A 16,607-nucleotide genomic window follows, 5' to 3' on the forward strand; every position below is an offset into this window, starting at 1 on the left:
AATGAAAAAAATCATGAATAATCCTAGTACGATCGTAGAAGAAATGTTGTCTGGTTTAGTGATAAGTTATCCAGAAATGATTCACCAAGTAGCTGATTCTCGAGTAGTAGCAAAAAATGATCAAGTAGAACAAGTTGGCTTGGTTTCTGGGGGAGGAAGTGGTCATGAACCAGCGCATGCAGGTTTTGTTGGTGCTGGGATGTTGAGTGCTGCAGTTTTAGGAGATGTTTTTACTTCGCCGACACCTGATCAGATTCATATAGCTATCAAAGAAGCGGATCAAGGAAAAGGCGTTTTATTGATCATCAAGAATTATACAGGAGATGTACTCAATTTTGACATGGCTAAAGAAATGGCGGCTATGGAAGGGATTGAAGTAGAAAGTGTTGTAGTGGATGATGACATTGCGGTGGAAAATAGCACATATACTGCTGGCAAACGTGGAGTAGCTGGAACAGTTCTTGTGCATAAAATCTTAGGGGATGCCGCTAGGAAAGGTGCATCCTTGCAAGAATTGAAGGAACTAGGAGATAGACTAGTTCCAGCGATCAAGACGATTGGTGTGGCATTGCGTGCGGCCACGGTTCCTGAAGTAGGAAAGCCAGGATTTGAATTAGCCGAAGATGAGATCGAATACGGAGTAGGGATCCATGGCGAGCCTGGTTATCGTAGAGAAAAGTTGCAACCTGCTAAAGTATTAGCTGAAGAATTAGTAACAAAAATTTTAGCTGACTACCCAGAGAAACCAAAAGAAGTTGGAGTGCTAGTTAATGGGATGGGTGGCACGCCATTGATGGAACTCTTTGTTTTTATGAATGATGTCCAATCATTACTCGATCAAGAATCAGTCAAAGTGACATTTCATAAAGTCGGTGATTTTATGACTTCTTTAGACATGCAAGGATTATCTCTGACGATGATTGACCTAACAACTAAGAAATGGCAGGAAGCATTGGAAAGTGAAGTTCACACAATTTCGTGGTAGAAGGTGGGAGAATAATGGAACTAACGGTCAAAGAAATTCAAGCGTGGTTAACGGATTTTACAGAGAAAATCGATGAAAATAAAAGTTATCTGAGTGAGCTCGACACGCCGATCGGTGATGGCGATCATGGCAATAATATGGGGCGAGGGATGACGGCTTATCAAGAAGCGTTTCAAAAAGAACAACCGAAAACGATCAGTGACACGTTCAAGGTTCTTTCGATGGCAATGATCTCAAAAGTTGGAGGTGCTTCTGGACCATTATATGGTTCTGCCTTTATGAATATAATGAAGGCTACAAAAGACATTGATGTGATTACATCACAAGAACAATTAGGGAAAATCATTGAAGAAGGAAAAAATGGGATTCAAGCTAGGGGGAAAGCAGAAGCAGAAGAGAAAACGATGCTAGATGTCTGGTTACCTGTTACTGAAGCCTTGAAGAATAATCGATTAACAGAAGAAGTGATTGAAGAAGCGAAGGAACATACAAAAGATTTAGTAGCCAAAAAAGGACGTGCCTCTTATCTAGGGGAAAGAGCCATTGGCCATATCGATCCCGGAGCAGCTTCTAGTGCTATTTTCTTTGAAACTTTATTAACTAATATAGAATCATAAATAACAAAATATTTATATAGCTGACTTTTTAACCAGTAAAAATGGGAACAAAAGTCAGTTTTTTTCTATTCCAGAACACTTATGAGAATATGCTTTCAAATCAAAAAAACAAAGGATAAACAATTTTAAAACAAAAATTTCCAAACTGAGAAAATGTCGGAGAAATAACAGTTGTCGCGCGTGTTATTCTTAACACACTAAAGTAATAAAGGAGATAAGCAGATATGGGGGATTTAAATAACAAAAATAAAAATGCGGCAGTATCTAGTTTAGAAATGGAACAGGAAGACAAATTTAAGAAATATAAAAAGGAATGTATAGCAGCGTATGTCACTAACGACCAAGCTAAAATTGCGTCAATTGAACAAAACAAACAAAAACTGTTGAAAAAACACGAAAAATCAGATCTACGTCTAATGAGCGAATATTCTTTTGGTTCATATAAGGAATCATTAGTTGTTCCTAAAAAAGAAGTACAAAAGTGTTTTGAACTAAATAAAGACATGAGTTCAGTAATTAGTATGCAAAATAAGTTAGAGCGTGATGAAGACGACATGAAAATAAAAATTCAGTCGTTGGAAGAAGAGATAGGCGTAGAATTGACTAGCTACACTAGTGAAAAAAACAACATGGATAACAAATTGAATCGGTTAAATGCAATACCAGTACTAATCAAGGAGAAGACTGATGAAATCGATAAGATCAAAGCTTCACCGTTTAGAAGATTTTTAAGTTATTTTACAGGTGAAATAGGAGCTTTGGAAAAAGAGAAGCGTTCATTGGAAAATGAACAAAAGCTTATAAAAGGTAAACTGGAGTCTGATCTATCATCACTTTATGGGAAAGGCTATAGTTTGAGTGGGGAGGTTGATAGTAAAAAGATAAAGAAGAAATGGATAAATAAAATAACGAAAGAATATTCTGATTTGAATATGAATGAACAATTTAGTATGGTGAAGAAAGGTTTTATAGATTTAAATAATAAAGTATCAGCCAGTCTATTTCCGTACGTGGCACCGCTATTAGGCGAACTTGCTCGCTCAATTTATACGACCGAAAAAAATTTCTTAGAGACACAGCAGAGATTTGAAAATATCAAGAATCATCGCCCACAAGTACTAAATGCGGAGTTACATGAATATCAGAATAAGCTGATCGCCTCTCTGGAAAAGCATATGGAATCAGAACAAGGGAATGGACAGCCACAAAAAGCTCAATTAAAAGACAAAGTACAGAAAAATGAGACAACAAAGCAGAATCCAGTTAATAGACAACCAATTACACAAGCAAAACATGATCTAAATGATAAAGGAAGATGATTATCGAGTATTTTCACCGAAATAATTCCATGCTCACTCTTTTCTTGCTATTTTTGTTGTTTCTCTCATTGATAGTCTTTACAATGTAGGATAGGGAAATCGTTAAGAAAGAAGTGGCGGAATGGATTTATTAACTAGTGATTATGAATTGTTTGATCGTTCGATGTTTACCTTTAAGCAGTTAAAAGAAAGATATACTACTGAAGAATTAGCACAGCTTAAGGTGAGGTATCAAACACACTGGCAAAAGTGGAAAAAAATGAATGAACAAGTGGCGAAAGCAACACCCTTGCAATGGCAGATGAGGAAACCAAAAATCGAAAGTTGGACGAATGGTTGGAATCTCAGAAGCCATTTTTGGTGTGCGTACCGTAGTGAAGGACGCCAACAGGAAAATGCTTGTTTAGCTACTTTGCTAAATAAAAAACAATTTCAAATCTATTTGATGTTTCAACATTATAAAAGTGAAGAACGCCAAGGAAGTATTTCGTCCTTCAATCATCTACTAACGGTTTTAAAGGAATGGAGTAAGCACATCCCAGTTGAAGAGTATTATATTTGGCCGCAACCAGAACATGAACTGGTGGATCACCTGCCGTTAGCCACCTATTTGACGGATAAGCAAAAACAAATCGAATTAAAAAAAGCAATGGAGCATAAAACCTTCCAACTTGGTAAGCTTTATTTTTATCCGAATGAATTAAAAGATGCTGAAAAGTTGATTTTAGATGGTATGCAGGAATTGATGCCTTTATACCTTCGATTGAATGGGAAATAATAACATTAATTAGGGTGAGAGAAAGAGGTATTGGATCGCTTAGATGATCGAAAACGTTAAAATAATAAAATAAAAGAAGTAAATTTGTCGTTGATAAATACTAGTTTATAAAATTTTCTTAAGCTTCGAAAATTTTTAAAATTTTCATTTGATGGTCAAATGAGCGCCATTGAATGGATCATTCATCTTAGAAAAAACGGATGAAATAAAGGGATCAATGAGGTATTTTAGGTAATTGGATGCAAATGATTTAAAAAAAAGAATGTTCGGATTTTACTGTTTTATTCCATTGCTGAAGAAGTATAGAAAGAAATTTTTATCTTTTTTATTGACAAAGAAAAAATAGCGTTCTATGATAGACACATATTAACTTGATAACAGGCAATGATCAAAACGCAGTAGTTATTAAAGCCAATGTTTCAGAGAGCTAGTGGTTGCTGAGAACTAGTACAAGCTTTAAGACGAATTACATTTTAGGAGCCTTTGGCATTGATTTGTCACGTGACAGCGTTAAATGTTTGAGTGATATGTTTTGAATGAAACATATAAAATGGGTGGTACCGCGAGATTTCGTCCCTTGGTTAATTAACCAAGGGATTTTTTTATTGATTTTAATTAGTATGAATGATAGCAGGTTCCTGCTTTCACAATAAAATGATACGGAGGGATTTAACATGAATATTATCGACGAATTAACTTGGCGTGATGCCATTAACCAACAAACGAATGAAGAAAGACTTCGTGAACTTGTTGACGAAAAGAGTATTTCACTATATTGCGGAGTTGACCCAACTGGGGATTCTATGCACATCGGACATTTGATTCCATTTATGATGATGAAAAGATTTCAATTGGCAGGACATCATCCATACATTCTGATCGGTGGCGGAACAGGTACAATTGGAGACCCAAGTGGTCGTAAGACAGAACGTGTCTTACAAACAATGGAACAAGTCCAACATAATGTCGATGCTTTATCTAACCAAATGAGAAAATTATTTGGGAAAGATGCAAACATCACGTTTGTGAATAACTATGATTGGTTATCAAAAATCTCATTACTTGAATTTTTACGTGATTACGGTAAAAACTTCAATATTAACACGATGTTAGCGAAAGATATCGTAGCAAGTCGTTTGGAAGTCGGTATCTCATTTACAGAATTTACTTACCAAATCTTGCAATCAATTGACTTTTTACACTTACACAAAACATATGATGTTCAACTACAAATCGGTGGTGCTGATCAATGGGGGAACATCACAGCTGGATTAGACTTAATCCGTAAATTAGAAGGACCAGAAGCAGAAGCATTCGGTTTAACGATCCCATTGATGTTAAAAGCGGATGGGACAAAATTTGGTAAAACTGCCGGTGGCGCTATCTGGTTAGATCCTGAGAAAACATCACCATTTGAGTTCTACCAATTCTGGTTGAACCAAGATGACCGAGATGTTGTGAAATACTTGAAATTCTTTACTTTCTTATCACAAGAAGAAATTGAAGATTTGGCGAAAAAAGTTGAAACTGAACCTGAAAAACGTGAAGCACAACGACGTTTAGCAGAAGAAGTGACGAGATTCGTTCATAGTGAAGAAGACTTGAAAGAAGCGCAAAAAATAACAGAAGCATTGTTCTCTGGAAACATCAAAGAATTAAATGCAGCTGAGATTGCTCAAGGATTTGGTAAAATGCCAAACGTTGAAATTTCAAGTAAACCTGAAAATATCGTGGAATTATTGGTTTCCACAAAAATTGAACCATCAAAACGCCAAGCGCGTGAAGATGTTTCAAACGGAGCTATAAGTATTAACGGTGACCGTGTTACCGATTTAAATTTTGTCATAGATCCATCGAAGGAATTTGATGGTAAGTTTGTGGTTATTCGAAAGGGTAAGAAAAATTACTTTTTGGCCAAAGTAGTTGATTAGAATTTAGTAATTTTTTGGCTTGAAAATGGTCAACTCTATTACAAGATTCCAATTTTGAAACCCAACCTAAAAGGGTGACGTGGGATCTCGTTAATACAATCTTTACGAGGGAATTTACTTTTGTAAATTCCCTCGTTTTTTTTAATTTTTTTAAATGTGTAAACAATTTGCACAATTGATAATTATTATAAAATGATTAAAAAACCACTTGTGATTTAGTTTACAGAAATAAAAAACAGGTGTAATGTAGGGCTCGACAAAATTTAAATATTTTTTAGGAGGGTTTCACATGGAATCATTGTCAAATGAATTAAACCTAAATGCACTATTTATCGGAGACAAAGCGGAGAACGGCCAACTCTATAAAGATTTGTTGAACGATTTAGTAGATGAACATTTAGGCTGGCGACAAAACTACATGCCACAAGACATGCCAGTTATTACACCAGAAGAACAAAGTAGTGCAAGTTTTGAGCACACAGTCAATAAAACAAAAGATGTTTTATCTGAAATCTCAGCTCGTATGCGTACTCACTCAGTACCATGGCATACAGCTGGACGTTATTGGGGTCATATGAACTCTGAAACATTAATGCCATCTTTACTAGCATATAATTTCGCAATGCTATGGAATGGTAACAACGTTGCTTACGAATCTTCTCCAGCAACAAGTCAAATGGAAGAAGAAGTAGGACTAGAGTTTGCGAAATTAATGGGCTATAAAGATGGCTGGGGACACATCGTTGCTGATGGTTCTTTAGCTAACTTAGAAGGTCTTTGGTATGCACGTAACATCAAATCACTTCCACTTGCAATGAAAGAAGTTGCACCTGAATTAGTCTCAGGAAAAAGTGACTGGGAATTGATGAACATGTCTACAAAAGAAATCATGGACTTGTTAGATAGTGTTCCAGAAAAAATTGATGACATCAAAGCACATTCTGCACGTAGCGGAAAACATTTACAACAATTAGGAAAATGGTTAGTACCACAAACGAAACATTACTCATGGCTAAAAGCAGCTGATATCATCGGTATCGGGTTAGATCAAGTAATCCCTGTACCAGTTGATCACAACTATCGAATGGATATCAACGAACTTGAAAAAATCGTTCGTCAACTAGCAGCTGAAAAAACACCAATCTTGGGTGTAGTCGGTGTTGTTGGTTCGACAGAAGAAGGAGCCATTGACGGTATCGATAAAATTGTTGCATTACGTCGAGTATTAGAAAAAGATGGTATTTACTTCTACTTGCATGTTGATGCTGCTTACGGCGGTTATGGTCGTTCCATTTTCTTAGACGAAGAAAATAACTTTATTCCATTTGAAGAATTAAAAGATGTTCATGCAAAACATCATGTATTTACAGAAAACAAAGATTATATCTTAGAAGATGTACACCGTGCCTTCAAAGCAATTGAAGAAGCAGAATCTGTAACAATTGATCCACATAAAATGGGTTATGTTCCTTACTCAGCTGGTGGGATCGTCATCAAAGACGTACGTATGCGCGACGTTATTTCTTACTTTGCTACTTACGTGTTTGAAAAAGGCGCAGATATCCCAGCATTACTTGGTGCATACATTTTAGAAGGTTCAAAAGCAGGAGCAACTGCTGCTAGTGTTTGGGCTGCACATCATGTCTTACCACTTAATGTAACTGGTTATGGTAAATTGATGGGAGCTTCAATTGAAGGAGCACATCGTTTCTATAACTTCTTACAAGATTTATCATTTAAAGTTGGCGATAAAGAAATCGAAGTACATCCATTAACTTACCCAGATTTCAATATGGTTGACTATGTATTTAAAGAAAAAGGCAACGACGATCTAGTTGCAATGAACAAATTGAATCATGACGTTTATGACTACTCTTCATACGTTAAAGGTAGCATCTATGGTAATGAATTCTTGACATCACACACTGACTTTGCTATTCCAGATTATGGCAACAGCCCATTACAATTTGTGAACCAATTAGGTTTCTCAGATGAAGAATGGAACCGTGCAGGAAAAGTAACTGTTTTACGTGCAAGTGTAATGACACCATACATGAATAAAGCAGAAAACTTCGAAGAATATGCTGGAAAAATCAAAGCAGCTCTTCAAGAAAAATTAGAAAAAATCTACGCAAATCAATTACTAGCAAGCGAAGAAAAATAATAAAATAAAAAACATTCTGAGTATAAGAAGTAGAAGTCACTTTTATTGTATGCTATAAAACCGAATAAACGGTGGTAGCTCAATCGAAAAATACAGTTGAAGGATCTTTAAAATACAAAAAGTTATTTTTTAGATTCTTCTGCTGGTTTTTCTGAGCTCAGCACTTCTGTTATCTGCTCAGGTGTTTTTTGTTTTACAGGTTGTCTTTGAAGCGATACAAGTAATCTGTTCAAAACAGCCGAGGTTGTAATGAAATTGCTTGCGCTCTTTTAGGTATTTTGTATGAATGAAGAGAAAGATCGAAAAGCTTCAATACAAATACAGCGAATGGAACACAAGACTATTTCAGATTTTTCTTTTTTAGCAAATAATAACTAATAAAATCCAGTCACTAAGCATCGTTTTTATACTAAAAAAGTTGTGGGGAACAACCTCTTGGCTTTTGTCTTGCGACTTGGGATTACTTTGAAGACAATGTTTTTTTATTCAAAAAAAAACAAGGAGCGTGTCAACAGTGAGTAAATCACAAGTAAGTAAAATGGGTCTTGGGACCTTTGTCGGTCTGACGATGGCTTTGTGTGCGACAGTTCGGAGTATTCCGACTTTAGCAGCCGTTGGTTGGACATTGATTTTTTATTCAATTTTTGCCGTACTGTTTTTTGCCGGTCCTATTTCGATGGTTTCTGGTGAGCTTTCTACGATGCTTCCACAAGAAGGTGGACCACAATTATGGGTCAAAACTGCCTTAGGAAGTAAATGGGGATTTGTTGTTGCCTGGTTGCTTTGGGTTCAAATGTTCCCAGGGATGGTTATGGTTGCATCAACATTAGGTCCATTATTAGGAAATACATTCGGGAACGTAGAATTAGGCAATAATCATTTATTTGTATTAGGTTGTATTTTAGTTATTTATTGGATCATTACAATTTTGAACTTGAAATTTGATATGGCCAAAGTTGGTGGGAACATCGGCGTTTGGTTAGGTGTGTATATCCCAGTGGTTATCATGTTTGTCCTTGGTTTATTCGCCGCATTCAAAGTGGGGCTAGTATCTAATGGTTACTTAGGAGATTTTTCTTGGTCAAAAGCTTTCCCAGATTTACAACATAGTGAATCATTGAAATATCTTGCAGGTATCACATTTATTTTTGTTGGTATCGAAATGAGTTCTGTTTACATGCCTCGTTTAAAAGATGCAACGAAAAACTACACTAAAGGGGTCTTTATTGCGTTGATTGGTCTTGTTTTATTGAACGTGATCAATGCAATGTTAGTTGCCAATGTTGTACCAAATGGAAAAATGGAATTAGCAAACATTACGCAACCAATCTTGATTTATTGCCAAATCCTTGGCTTACCAACAATTATTGGGAACATCTTCAGCTTTATGGTGTTTATCGGTGTGTTACTTCAATTATCTGCATGGGTAACTGGACCATCTAAAACGATAATCCAAGTAGCACGTGAAGGTTTCTTACCACCTAAATTTGGATTCCATAAAGAAAATGAATATGGTGTTTCTCGTAATGTCGTATTAACTCAATCAATCGTTATTTCATTATTCGCTTTACTTTATGGCGTAATGGATGACGTCAGTGCTGTATTCTTAACATTAACAAATGCTACAACTGTTATTTATTGTATCGTCTATATTTTGATTGCTGTTTCATTGATCAAAATGAGAAAAAGCCATCCAGATTTAGAACGTCCTTATCGAATTGGTAAAAAAGGAAATGGAATGGCTTGGGTAGTTAGCTGCATGTTGATTTTCTCTATCATTGCAGTAGTTGTATCCACTTTAGGAACATCTACCTTGACGGATGCATTATTGGTAGCAGTTATTGCAATCGTTATGTTTGTCATTCCTTTGATCATCAATCGTTTTAAAAATGATTCTTGGGGAAGCGAAGTAGAAAAGAGTTTAAAAGAATAGAATAAATAAGAAGCAAGTAAAAAATGTAAATAGGGAAGGGGGCTATGACAAAAATCTTGTCACAGTCCCTTATTCCTAACAAACGGTGTTCCAGAAGTAGCTCATGTCTGTTACAGCATGGTTTGCCAAATGTATGCTTTTTAATCAGGGAACCTTTGCGAAAATAACGCTAATCATAAGGTTCAGCGGATTTGAGAAAATAATCGTCATTAGCATCGTCTATCCGCTAAAACAAAAAAATGATGCTATGACCAGTTGTCCTACCAAAAGAACGCTTTTTTTAGGTAGGACTTTTTTTGTAAAAAAAATAGGAGAAGATACGATGAATAAAAAAATATCTGTGAAAGAAAGTATGGCAGTTTTATTCATATTGTTGGCGATATTAGGAATACTGATTATTGGATTTCAATTGTCTCCGCATATTCCTATACTAATCGCTTTCATGTGTTTGTTATTTTACGGACGATTTAGAGGTTTCTCATGGGATGAGATTCATGATGGGATTGTCAAAGGAATTACTCCAGGGATCATCCCAATTTTGATTTTTCTGTTGATTGGTGTTTTGGTAGCTTCGTGGATTTTATCTGGAACGATTCCAACGATCATGGTTTATGGTTTCCAATTGATCTCGGTTCGCTTTTTCTTACCGACTGCTTTTCTTGTTTGTGCAATCGTCGGGATTACTGTTGGAAGCTCATTTACAACGATTTCAACGATCGGTATTGCTTTTTTAGGAATCGGTCATATTTTAGGTTTTAGTGATGCGATGACGACAGGAGCAGTTGTTTCGGGGGCTTTTTTAGGAAATAATTGTTCGCCGTTATCTGATACTACGAACCTGGCGGCCGGGATCGGAGAAGTAAACTTATTTGAGCATATCGCTCAAATGCGTTACACTGATTTGCCAGCATTTTTAATTGCTATGTTATTTTATGTTTTTCTTGGGAATGGGAGTCACACAGCGGATCTACAAGCGATCACGGACATGATCCAAAACATGAAAGCAGGTTTCTGGATCTCTCCATGGACGTTGATCCCATTAGTGATCTTGTTTGGTGGAGCGATTAAAAAAATTCCAGCGATTCCAACACTACTAGTTGGTTCAACTGCTGCGATCATTCTTTCCTTCATCAATCAACCACATTTAACGATGTCAAAAGTAGCTAATATTTTAATGAACGGCTATGTTGCCCATACAGCAGACCCTAAAATCAATGAATTGCTTTCAAGAGGGGGAATTGTTAGTATGCTTGGTTCAGCAAGCTTGATTCTTCTAGCTTTAGCTTTGGGTGGCTTGTTGATCAAATATACGATTGTGGAAACGATTGTTCAGGAATTGCGAGAAAAAATGGATCGGCCTTCTCGCTTGGTTGGCTTTACAGCATTAAGCTGTATCGGGATCAATTTGATCGTAGGCGAACAGTACTTGTCGATCATTTTACCAGGCGAAACCTTTAAGCGATCGTTCGATCGTGCGGGCGTTAATAAAAAGTATCTTACCAGAACTTTGGCAGATGCTGGAGCAACCGTTAATTCACTCGTTCCGTGGGGAGTTAGTGGTACCTTTATTATGGGCACGATGAAAGTCAGCGCATTACAATATCTACCATTTACTTTCTTCTCGATCTTAGCACCGATTTTTACGATTTTGAGTGGTTTCTGGCTTAATCAAAAGATGAAAAAACGTACCAGTGAATAGTCTAGGCACCATCAAGGTTTGAGAACGAGAAGCGAAATAGCTTTTTATACTCAGTTTCTTTTTCATGAAAAAGTTATTTGAAGAATGTAGATTCTTAAAAAATGAACCTGTATAGTAAAAAAAACAACTGAAGACACTACAAATAGTTTATTTGTGTGTTCAACAGTTGTTTTATTTTTTTTCTTATAAACGAGGAACGACGGTTTCTCGTTTGACGAGTTGATGAGGAATGACTAAACGAACACCGCTGCTGATTTCATCGTGGATCAATTCGTATAATTTTTGCATTGCAACCCTTCCTAATTCAGAAATATCGATATCGATACTGGTTAAATAAGGGTGAGTCAATGTAGCGAAAATAGAGTTATTGAAGCTGATGATCGATAGGGTATCAGGAATTCGATAGCCATACATCTGTGCTAGTTGCATCGTTCGTAAGGCAAAAATATCGTCAATGACTACCAGCGCTGTTGCTTGGGACTTTTTCAAAATGGCATCAAAAGCTAAATAATCTTCGGGTTGTTCGATCACTACACTAGGATGAACTGTAAGTCCAGCTAGCATCAAGGCTTTTTGGTAGCCAAAATAACGTTCGAAGTAAAGGCTCTCGTGGGTTGTATTGGTTACGAAAAGAATGCTTTCATGACCGTTTTGAATCAAGAAATCCGTGGCTTGTTTACCTAATAATTGGTTATCATTATCGACATAAATGATTTCATTCTCATGTCGGTAAGGCTGACCAATCAAAGTGAAAGGAATCTCATTCGTATAGAGATAATCTATGACAGGATCTTCACTGTCGGAATAAACTAAAATAAACCCATCGACTTGTTTTTGCAGATGCATCCGTTGCACGTTTTCTAATAAAGTATCAAAATTTTTGGCTGTTGCTATAGCAGTTGTCAGATCATAACGGCGTGCTTCTTCATTGATCGCTTCCATGATCTCAAGATAAAAAGGATTCCCAATCCGTTCTTTTGAATCAAGGGGTGGGAGAATGACGCCAATTGCGCTAGAAATTCTTTTCCCTAGATTTCTAGCAGTGATATTTGGTACATAGCCTAGTTCATCCATGACTTTTTGTACTTTCTTTTTGGTTGCCTCTGAGATGCTTGGATGGTCATTGATGACCCGTGAAACGGTCGAGGTCGCAACACCAGCTTTTTTGGCTACATCCTTCACTGTGATCGCCATAAACGATACACCTCTTTTCTAGACTTGCTTTTCATTTAAACGATGAAATTGATAAGTGGTAGAGCAAATTTTTTCTTGTCCCGGATATAATGCGATTGACCCAAATTCAGGGAAATGAACGGCATCAGGAAGTTCTTGTGGTTCAATTGCCAACCCATAATTTGAGTGCATTTTTTGCCCATTGATTAAAAAATCTGCTTCAAATCCAGTCGTAGAAAATAATACCATACTTTTGCTCGTCGTTGCTATAGACAACTGGCGCCCCGCTTGCTTTTCGGTCAAGGTAAGTATTTTCTTCGTTCGTTTAGGCGTACTTAAAACAAAAGCATCATCTAGTCCGTTTGGATCATTCGTTAAAATTTCCAGTAGCGAATGTGGGTGTTTAAAATTAAGCGGTAAGTCGCTGAGAGCGATCACTTCACCAGTTGGTATTTTTTCGTGATCTAAGGCTAATATTCCATCTGTTTGGATCGTTAGTTCATGATCGTAGATATCTCGTTTGCCATTGCCAGAAAGATTGAAATACGCATGATTCGTTGGGTTGCAGATGGTTTCAGTCGAGCTGCTTGTCTTGGTGATCATTTCTAAATTATTTTGAACAATCTGATACGTAACGGTTGCGGTGATCGGACCGGGATAACCGGAAAAAGTATCCTGCAAATAAAAAACAACACCGATCGCTGTAGGAGTCTCAAAAACTTCTACCTCCCAATACTGAAATGCCCAACCGTTTGAACCACCATGGATATGGTGATTTCCTTCGTTTTTTTCTAGCTGATGATCAGCCCAAGAGCCATTTTTAATTCTGCCAGCGACTGGTCCAATCGTTGCCCCAAAATAGCTTTGATCTTTTAAAACGTCTTCTAAGGAATCATAAGATAATAAGACATTTTCTAAGTGACCATTTTTATCTGGAGCTAGAATTTGATGAAGCCTTGCCCCGTAGTTGAGAAGAACGACTGTGAGTTCGTCGTTCTTCAATGTGATTTGCTTCAAGTTGGTGTTGGGAATGGGGATCACAGTGATGGAAGGTTTAGACATACTGTGTCCACTCATTTTTTAAATAGTCTAGTGTAAGGCAAGTCGTATCAGGTACGACTGGGATATCTTTTCCAAGATCTTCTATTCGTCCAACACCAATTGGAAATGCCCCGCTAGCACGGATTGCTTTGATCCCAGATTGTGCATCTTCGATCCCGATGCATTCTTGTGGGGATAAGCCAATTTCTTTTGCGGCCAATAAGAAAATATCGGGAGCCGGCTTACCCAGTTTGATCGTTGCAGGATCGGCAATTGCATCGAAAAATGGCGTTAATGCCATTTTAGCAAGGAGGAAAGGTCCGTTTTTACTAGCTGAAGCAAGGGCAATCTTGATCTTGTTTGCTCTCAATTCTTCAAGTAATGGCAATATCCCTGGAAAAACATCTGTAGGCGTGATCGCTTGAATCATTTCAAGATAGTACTCATTTTTTCTGTGCGCTAATTCTTGAAATTCTTGTGGGGAAAACTCACTTTCTTTTTGTCCGTAGGAAAGCAATAAGCGAAGTGAATCTTCTCGACTAACCCCTTTCAATTGTTCGTTGAATGTTCGATCAATAGGAACACCGATTTCCTGACCTAATTTTTTCCAAGCGCGATAATGAAACTCCGCAGTATCTGTAATCACCCCATCTAAGTCAAACAAAACTCCTTTAAACATCTAATTCCTCCTTACGCAAAGGTACCTTTAACTGGTCTTCTAAAAGATACGTTTTTTCGTACACCTTTAATGGGCAACTTTCGCCTGATACTAAGGTCAATTGCACCTGTTCACTAGACACCGAAACAAATAATAAACGACCACGATAATTCACATGGAAGGAGTAGGCTGTCCACGTGTTTGGTAAGAAAGGAGCAAAACGTAACTGTTCGTGATCTGTTTTCATTTGAGCGAATCCTTGGACGATTGCGAGCCAACTACCAGTCATCGACGTGATGTGTAAGCCGTCTTCGGTATCGTTATTATAATTATCTAAATCAAGGCGGGCTGTCCGTTGATACATTTCCACTGCCTTATCCTCCATACCTAATTCAGCAGCTAAAATGGCATGGATACTTGGTGAAAGGGAAGACTCATGAACGGTCATTGGTTCGTAAAAATCAAAGTTTCGTTGTTTTTCTTCTTTGCTAAACGAGTCGTTGAAGAAATAGATTCCTTGTAGCACATCCGCCTGCTTAATGAAACAAGAACGCAAGATTTTGTCCCAAGACCAATGTTGGTTTAATGGAAGCTCGCTAGGAGATAGCTCTGATACCGGCAATAATTCTTTATCCAAAAATGTATCATGTTGGACAAAAATACCTAATTCTTCATCTTTAGGAAAATACATATTTTCTGCAATGGTTTGCCAATTCGTTAGTTCTTCGTCAGTGACCGTTATAGCAGTTTCTGTTTGGAATTTTAAATAGTTTTCCCGGGTATACGTTAATACCCAGCAAGCTATCGTATTGGTATACCAGTTGTTATTGATGTTGTTTTCATATTCATTCGGACCAGTCACGCCATGGATCATATATTTGTTATGACGTTTTGAAAAATGAACCCGATCTGCCCAAAAACGAGCAATCTCAACTAATACTTCTAATCCTTCTTTTTTCAAATAAGCGGTGTCACCTGTATAGTTCGTATAGTTGTAAATCGCATAAGCGATCGCACCGTTACGATGGATCTCTTCAAAGGTAATTTCCCATTCGTTGTGGCATTCGACCCCTGTAAAAGTAACCATTGGGTACAAGGCGCCTTTTAAACCTTGTTGTTGGGCATTATGAATAGCTTGAGGCAATTGATTATGGCGATATTTAAGGAGATTTTTTGTCACTTCAGGTTTTGCTAAAGCAAGATATAAGGGGACAGCGTAAGCTTCCGTATCCCAATAAGTAGCACCACCGTATTTTTCTCCTGTAAAGCCTTTGGGTCCAATATTCAAACGTTCATCTTCGCCGTAATAAGTAGAAAATAGTTGGAAAAGATTGAAACGAATCCCTTGCTGTGCTTCCTCGTCACCTTCGATCACCACATCAGCCAGTGCCCAGCGTTTGCTCCAAGCAGTGGTTTGTTCTGCTTTTGCTTGCAGATAATGACTTTGTAAGTCACTAAATTCTTGGAGGATCTGTTGGACTTGCTGTGCTTCGGGGATGTTACGGCTCGTCAATACAAGCACTTCTTTATCAAGTGTCACGGATTGATTCGTTGTTAAGTCGAAAGAAAATTCCCCAAGGACGGCTAATGTATCTTCGTGGTAAATTGGTTGCGCTAATTCTTCATTCACGAAATGTCTCATGGCAGCTGTTACGGTAAATTGTTCGATCGCAAAATTATTTGGAATCGTTTTGGTCATTAAGTAGGCTGTTTCATCAGAAGTACCTCGACCGATTTCATTCCAAAAATGTTCATCATAGTTACTATCTTCATTTTGAACGTTACTATCCAATTTAGAGATGACTTTGACCGTGCCATTTCCTTCGAGCATCGTAACTGTTAAACGAATATAAGCAGCTTCGCTTTTGACGATACTTAAAAAACGTTCAAAGGTGATCTTTAGTTTGTTAGTTGCAGTCGTTACTGTGTAACTACGTGATAACACACCGTTTTTCATATTCAATTCCCAATAAAAGTCTTCTGGTTCGATTGTAGCAAGGTCTAATAATTGCTCATCGATATAGATATCCATGGCAATAAAATTGATTGCATTAATCACTTTGCCAAAATATTCGGGATAGCCATTTTTCCACCAACCAACACGAGTCTTATCGGGGTACCAAACCCCAGCTAAATAAGTTCCTTGATGATGATCACCTGAATAGGCTTCTTCAAAATTCCCTCGCATGCCCATGTATCCGTTACCAATACTAGTTAAAGATTCCTGTAAACGGAGATTTTCCCGATCTAATGTGTTGGTGCTGATCTTCCAAGGATCAATTTGAAATAGGCGCTTGATTTGTTTCATT

The 16,607-nt window shown here is 37.4% G+C and carries 12 protein-coding genes and 1 other annotated feature; of the genes, 8 read left to right on the forward strand and 4 right to left on the reverse strand.

The window, feature by feature from the left end; all coding sequences use genetic code 11:
* Position 1: 1 nt before the first annotated feature.
* From dhaK to nhaC, 8 genes are all read left to right on the forward strand, one after another.
* Entirely contained in the window at positions 2-985 is a 984-nt protein-coding gene (dhaK, locus tag AB3I42_RS06325; RefSeq protein ID WP_014834323.1) for a dihydroxyacetone kinase subunit DhaK, read from the forward strand.
* 14 nt (positions 986-999) lie between these two features.
* Positions 1,000-1,602 carry a dihydroxyacetone kinase subunit DhaL gene (gene dhaL, locus AB3I42_RS06330; RefSeq protein ID WP_010736911.1) on the forward strand — a complete coding sequence of 201 codons (603 nt, stop codon included), beginning with the start codon at positions 1,000-1,002 and terminating at the stop codon, positions 1,600-1,602.
* A gap of 224 nt (positions 1,603-1,826) precedes the next feature.
* Positions 1,827-2,921, forward strand: a complete 1,095-nt coding sequence (locus AB3I42_RS06335; protein ID WP_258924798.1) for a hypothetical protein — start codon at positions 1,827-1,829, stop codon at positions 2,919-2,921.
* Between the two features lie 121 nt (positions 2,922-3,042).
* Positions 3,043-3,699: an HI_0552 family protein gene (locus AB3I42_RS06340; RefSeq protein WP_010736914.1), complete on the forward strand. Its 657-nt coding sequence runs from the start codon at positions 3,043-3,045 to the stop codon at positions 3,697-3,699.
* A 375-nt stretch (positions 3,700-4,074) separates the two neighbouring features.
* Positions 4,075-4,280 (forward strand) — a binding site (T-box leader).
* Between the two features lie 93 nt (positions 4,281-4,373).
* Positions 4,374-5,630 (forward strand): tyrosine--tRNA ligase, encoded by a 1,257-nt coding sequence (gene tyrS, locus AB3I42_RS06345; protein ID WP_010736915.1) that lies wholly within the window; start codon positions 4,374-4,376, stop codon positions 5,628-5,630.
* 289 nt (positions 5,631-5,919) lie between these two features.
* Positions 5,920-7,794 carry a tyrosine decarboxylase gene (gene tdc / locus AB3I42_RS06350; protein ID WP_010736916.1) on the forward strand — a complete coding sequence of 625 codons (1,875 nt, stop codon included), beginning with the start codon at positions 5,920-5,922 and terminating at the stop codon, positions 7,792-7,794.
* Positions 7,795-8,308: 514 nt separating this feature from the next.
* The gene (gene tyrP / locus AB3I42_RS06355) at positions 8,309-9,727 is read left to right on the forward strand and encodes a tyrosine-tyramine antiporter (protein WP_010720263.1); all 1,419 of its coding nucleotides are present in this window, start codon (positions 8,309-8,311) and stop codon (positions 9,725-9,727) included.
* A gap of 322 nt (positions 9,728-10,049) precedes the next feature.
* Entirely contained in the window at positions 10,050-11,426 is a 1,377-nt protein-coding gene (gene nhaC, locus AB3I42_RS06360) for a Na+/H+ antiporter NhaC (protein ID WP_010736917.1), read from the forward strand.
* 183 nt (positions 11,427-11,609) lie between these two features.
* Here the strand turns inward: nhaC and AB3I42_RS06365 are convergent, their stop codons facing one another.
* Genes AB3I42_RS06365 through AB3I42_RS06380 form a run of 4 tightly spaced genes read right to left on the reverse strand, consistent with a single transcriptional unit; the run spans position 11,610 to position 16,606 of the window.
* Positions 11,610-12,620 (reverse strand): LacI family DNA-binding transcriptional regulator, encoded by a 1,011-nt coding sequence (locus tag AB3I42_RS06365; RefSeq protein ID WP_010736918.1) that lies wholly within the window; start codon positions 12,618-12,620, stop codon positions 11,610-11,612.
* 18 nt (positions 12,621-12,638) lie between these two features.
* On the reverse strand, positions 12,639-13,661 hold the full coding sequence (locus AB3I42_RS06370) for an aldose epimerase family protein (protein ID WP_010736919.1): 1,023 nt from the start codon (positions 13,659-13,661) through the stop codon (positions 12,639-12,641).
* Complete coding sequence (gene pgmB, locus AB3I42_RS06375; protein ID WP_010736920.1) at positions 13,654-14,319, reverse strand: beta-phosphoglucomutase; 666 nt, start codon at positions 14,317-14,319, stop codon at positions 13,654-13,656. The genes AB3I42_RS06370 and pgmB overlap by 8 nt, the downstream gene beginning before the upstream one ends.
* Positions 14,312-16,606 (reverse strand): glycoside hydrolase family 65 protein, encoded by a 2,295-nt coding sequence (locus AB3I42_RS06380; RefSeq protein ID WP_010736921.1) that lies wholly within the window; start codon positions 16,604-16,606, stop codon positions 14,312-14,314. Before AB3I42_RS06380 ends, pgmB begins: the two co-directional genes overlap by 8 nt.
* Between the last annotated feature and the right edge of the window lies 1 nt (position 16,607).

The organism is Enterococcus sp. C53 (assembly GCF_040887425.1).
GTDB lineage: Bacteria > Bacillota > Bacilli > Lactobacillales > Enterococcaceae > Enterococcus_B > Enterococcus_B hirae.

Coding starts and splice junctions, on each gene's coding strand:
- AB3I42_RS06370 (WP_010736919.1), bottom strand. CDS start 13,661: ATGTCTAAACCTTCCATCACTGTGATCCCCATTCCCAACACCAACTTG.
- AB3I42_RS06380 (WP_010736921.1), bottom strand. CDS start 16,606: ATGAAACAAATCAAGCGCCTATTTCAAATTGATCCTTGGAAGATCAGC.
- AB3I42_RS06335 (WP_258924798.1), top strand. CDS start 1,827: ATGGGGGATTTAAATAACAAAAATAAAAATGCGGCAGTATCTAGTTTA.
- dhaK (WP_014834323.1), top strand. CDS start 2: ATGAAAAAAATCATGAATAATCCTAGTACGATCGTAGAAGAAATGTTG.
- tyrS (WP_010736915.1), top strand. CDS start 4,374: ATGAATATTATCGACGAATTAACTTGGCGTGATGCCATTAACCAACAA.
- AB3I42_RS06340 (WP_010736914.1), top strand. CDS start 3,043: ATGGATTTATTAACTAGTGATTATGAATTGTTTGATCGTTCGATGTTT.
- tdc (WP_010736916.1), top strand. CDS start 5,920: ATGGAATCATTGTCAAATGAATTAAACCTAAATGCACTATTTATCGGA.
- dhaL (WP_010736911.1), top strand. CDS start 1,000: ATGGAACTAACGGTCAAAGAAATTCAAGCGTGGTTAACGGATTTTACA.
- nhaC (WP_010736917.1), top strand. CDS start 10,050: ATGAATAAAAAAATATCTGTGAAAGAAAGTATGGCAGTTTTATTCATA.
- pgmB (WP_010736920.1), bottom strand. CDS start 14,319: ATGTTTAAAGGAGTTTTGTTTGACTTAGATGGGGTGATTACAGATACT.
- AB3I42_RS06365 (WP_010736918.1), bottom strand. CDS start 12,620: ATGGCGATCACAGTGAAGGATGTAGCCAAAAAAGCTGGTGTTGCGACC.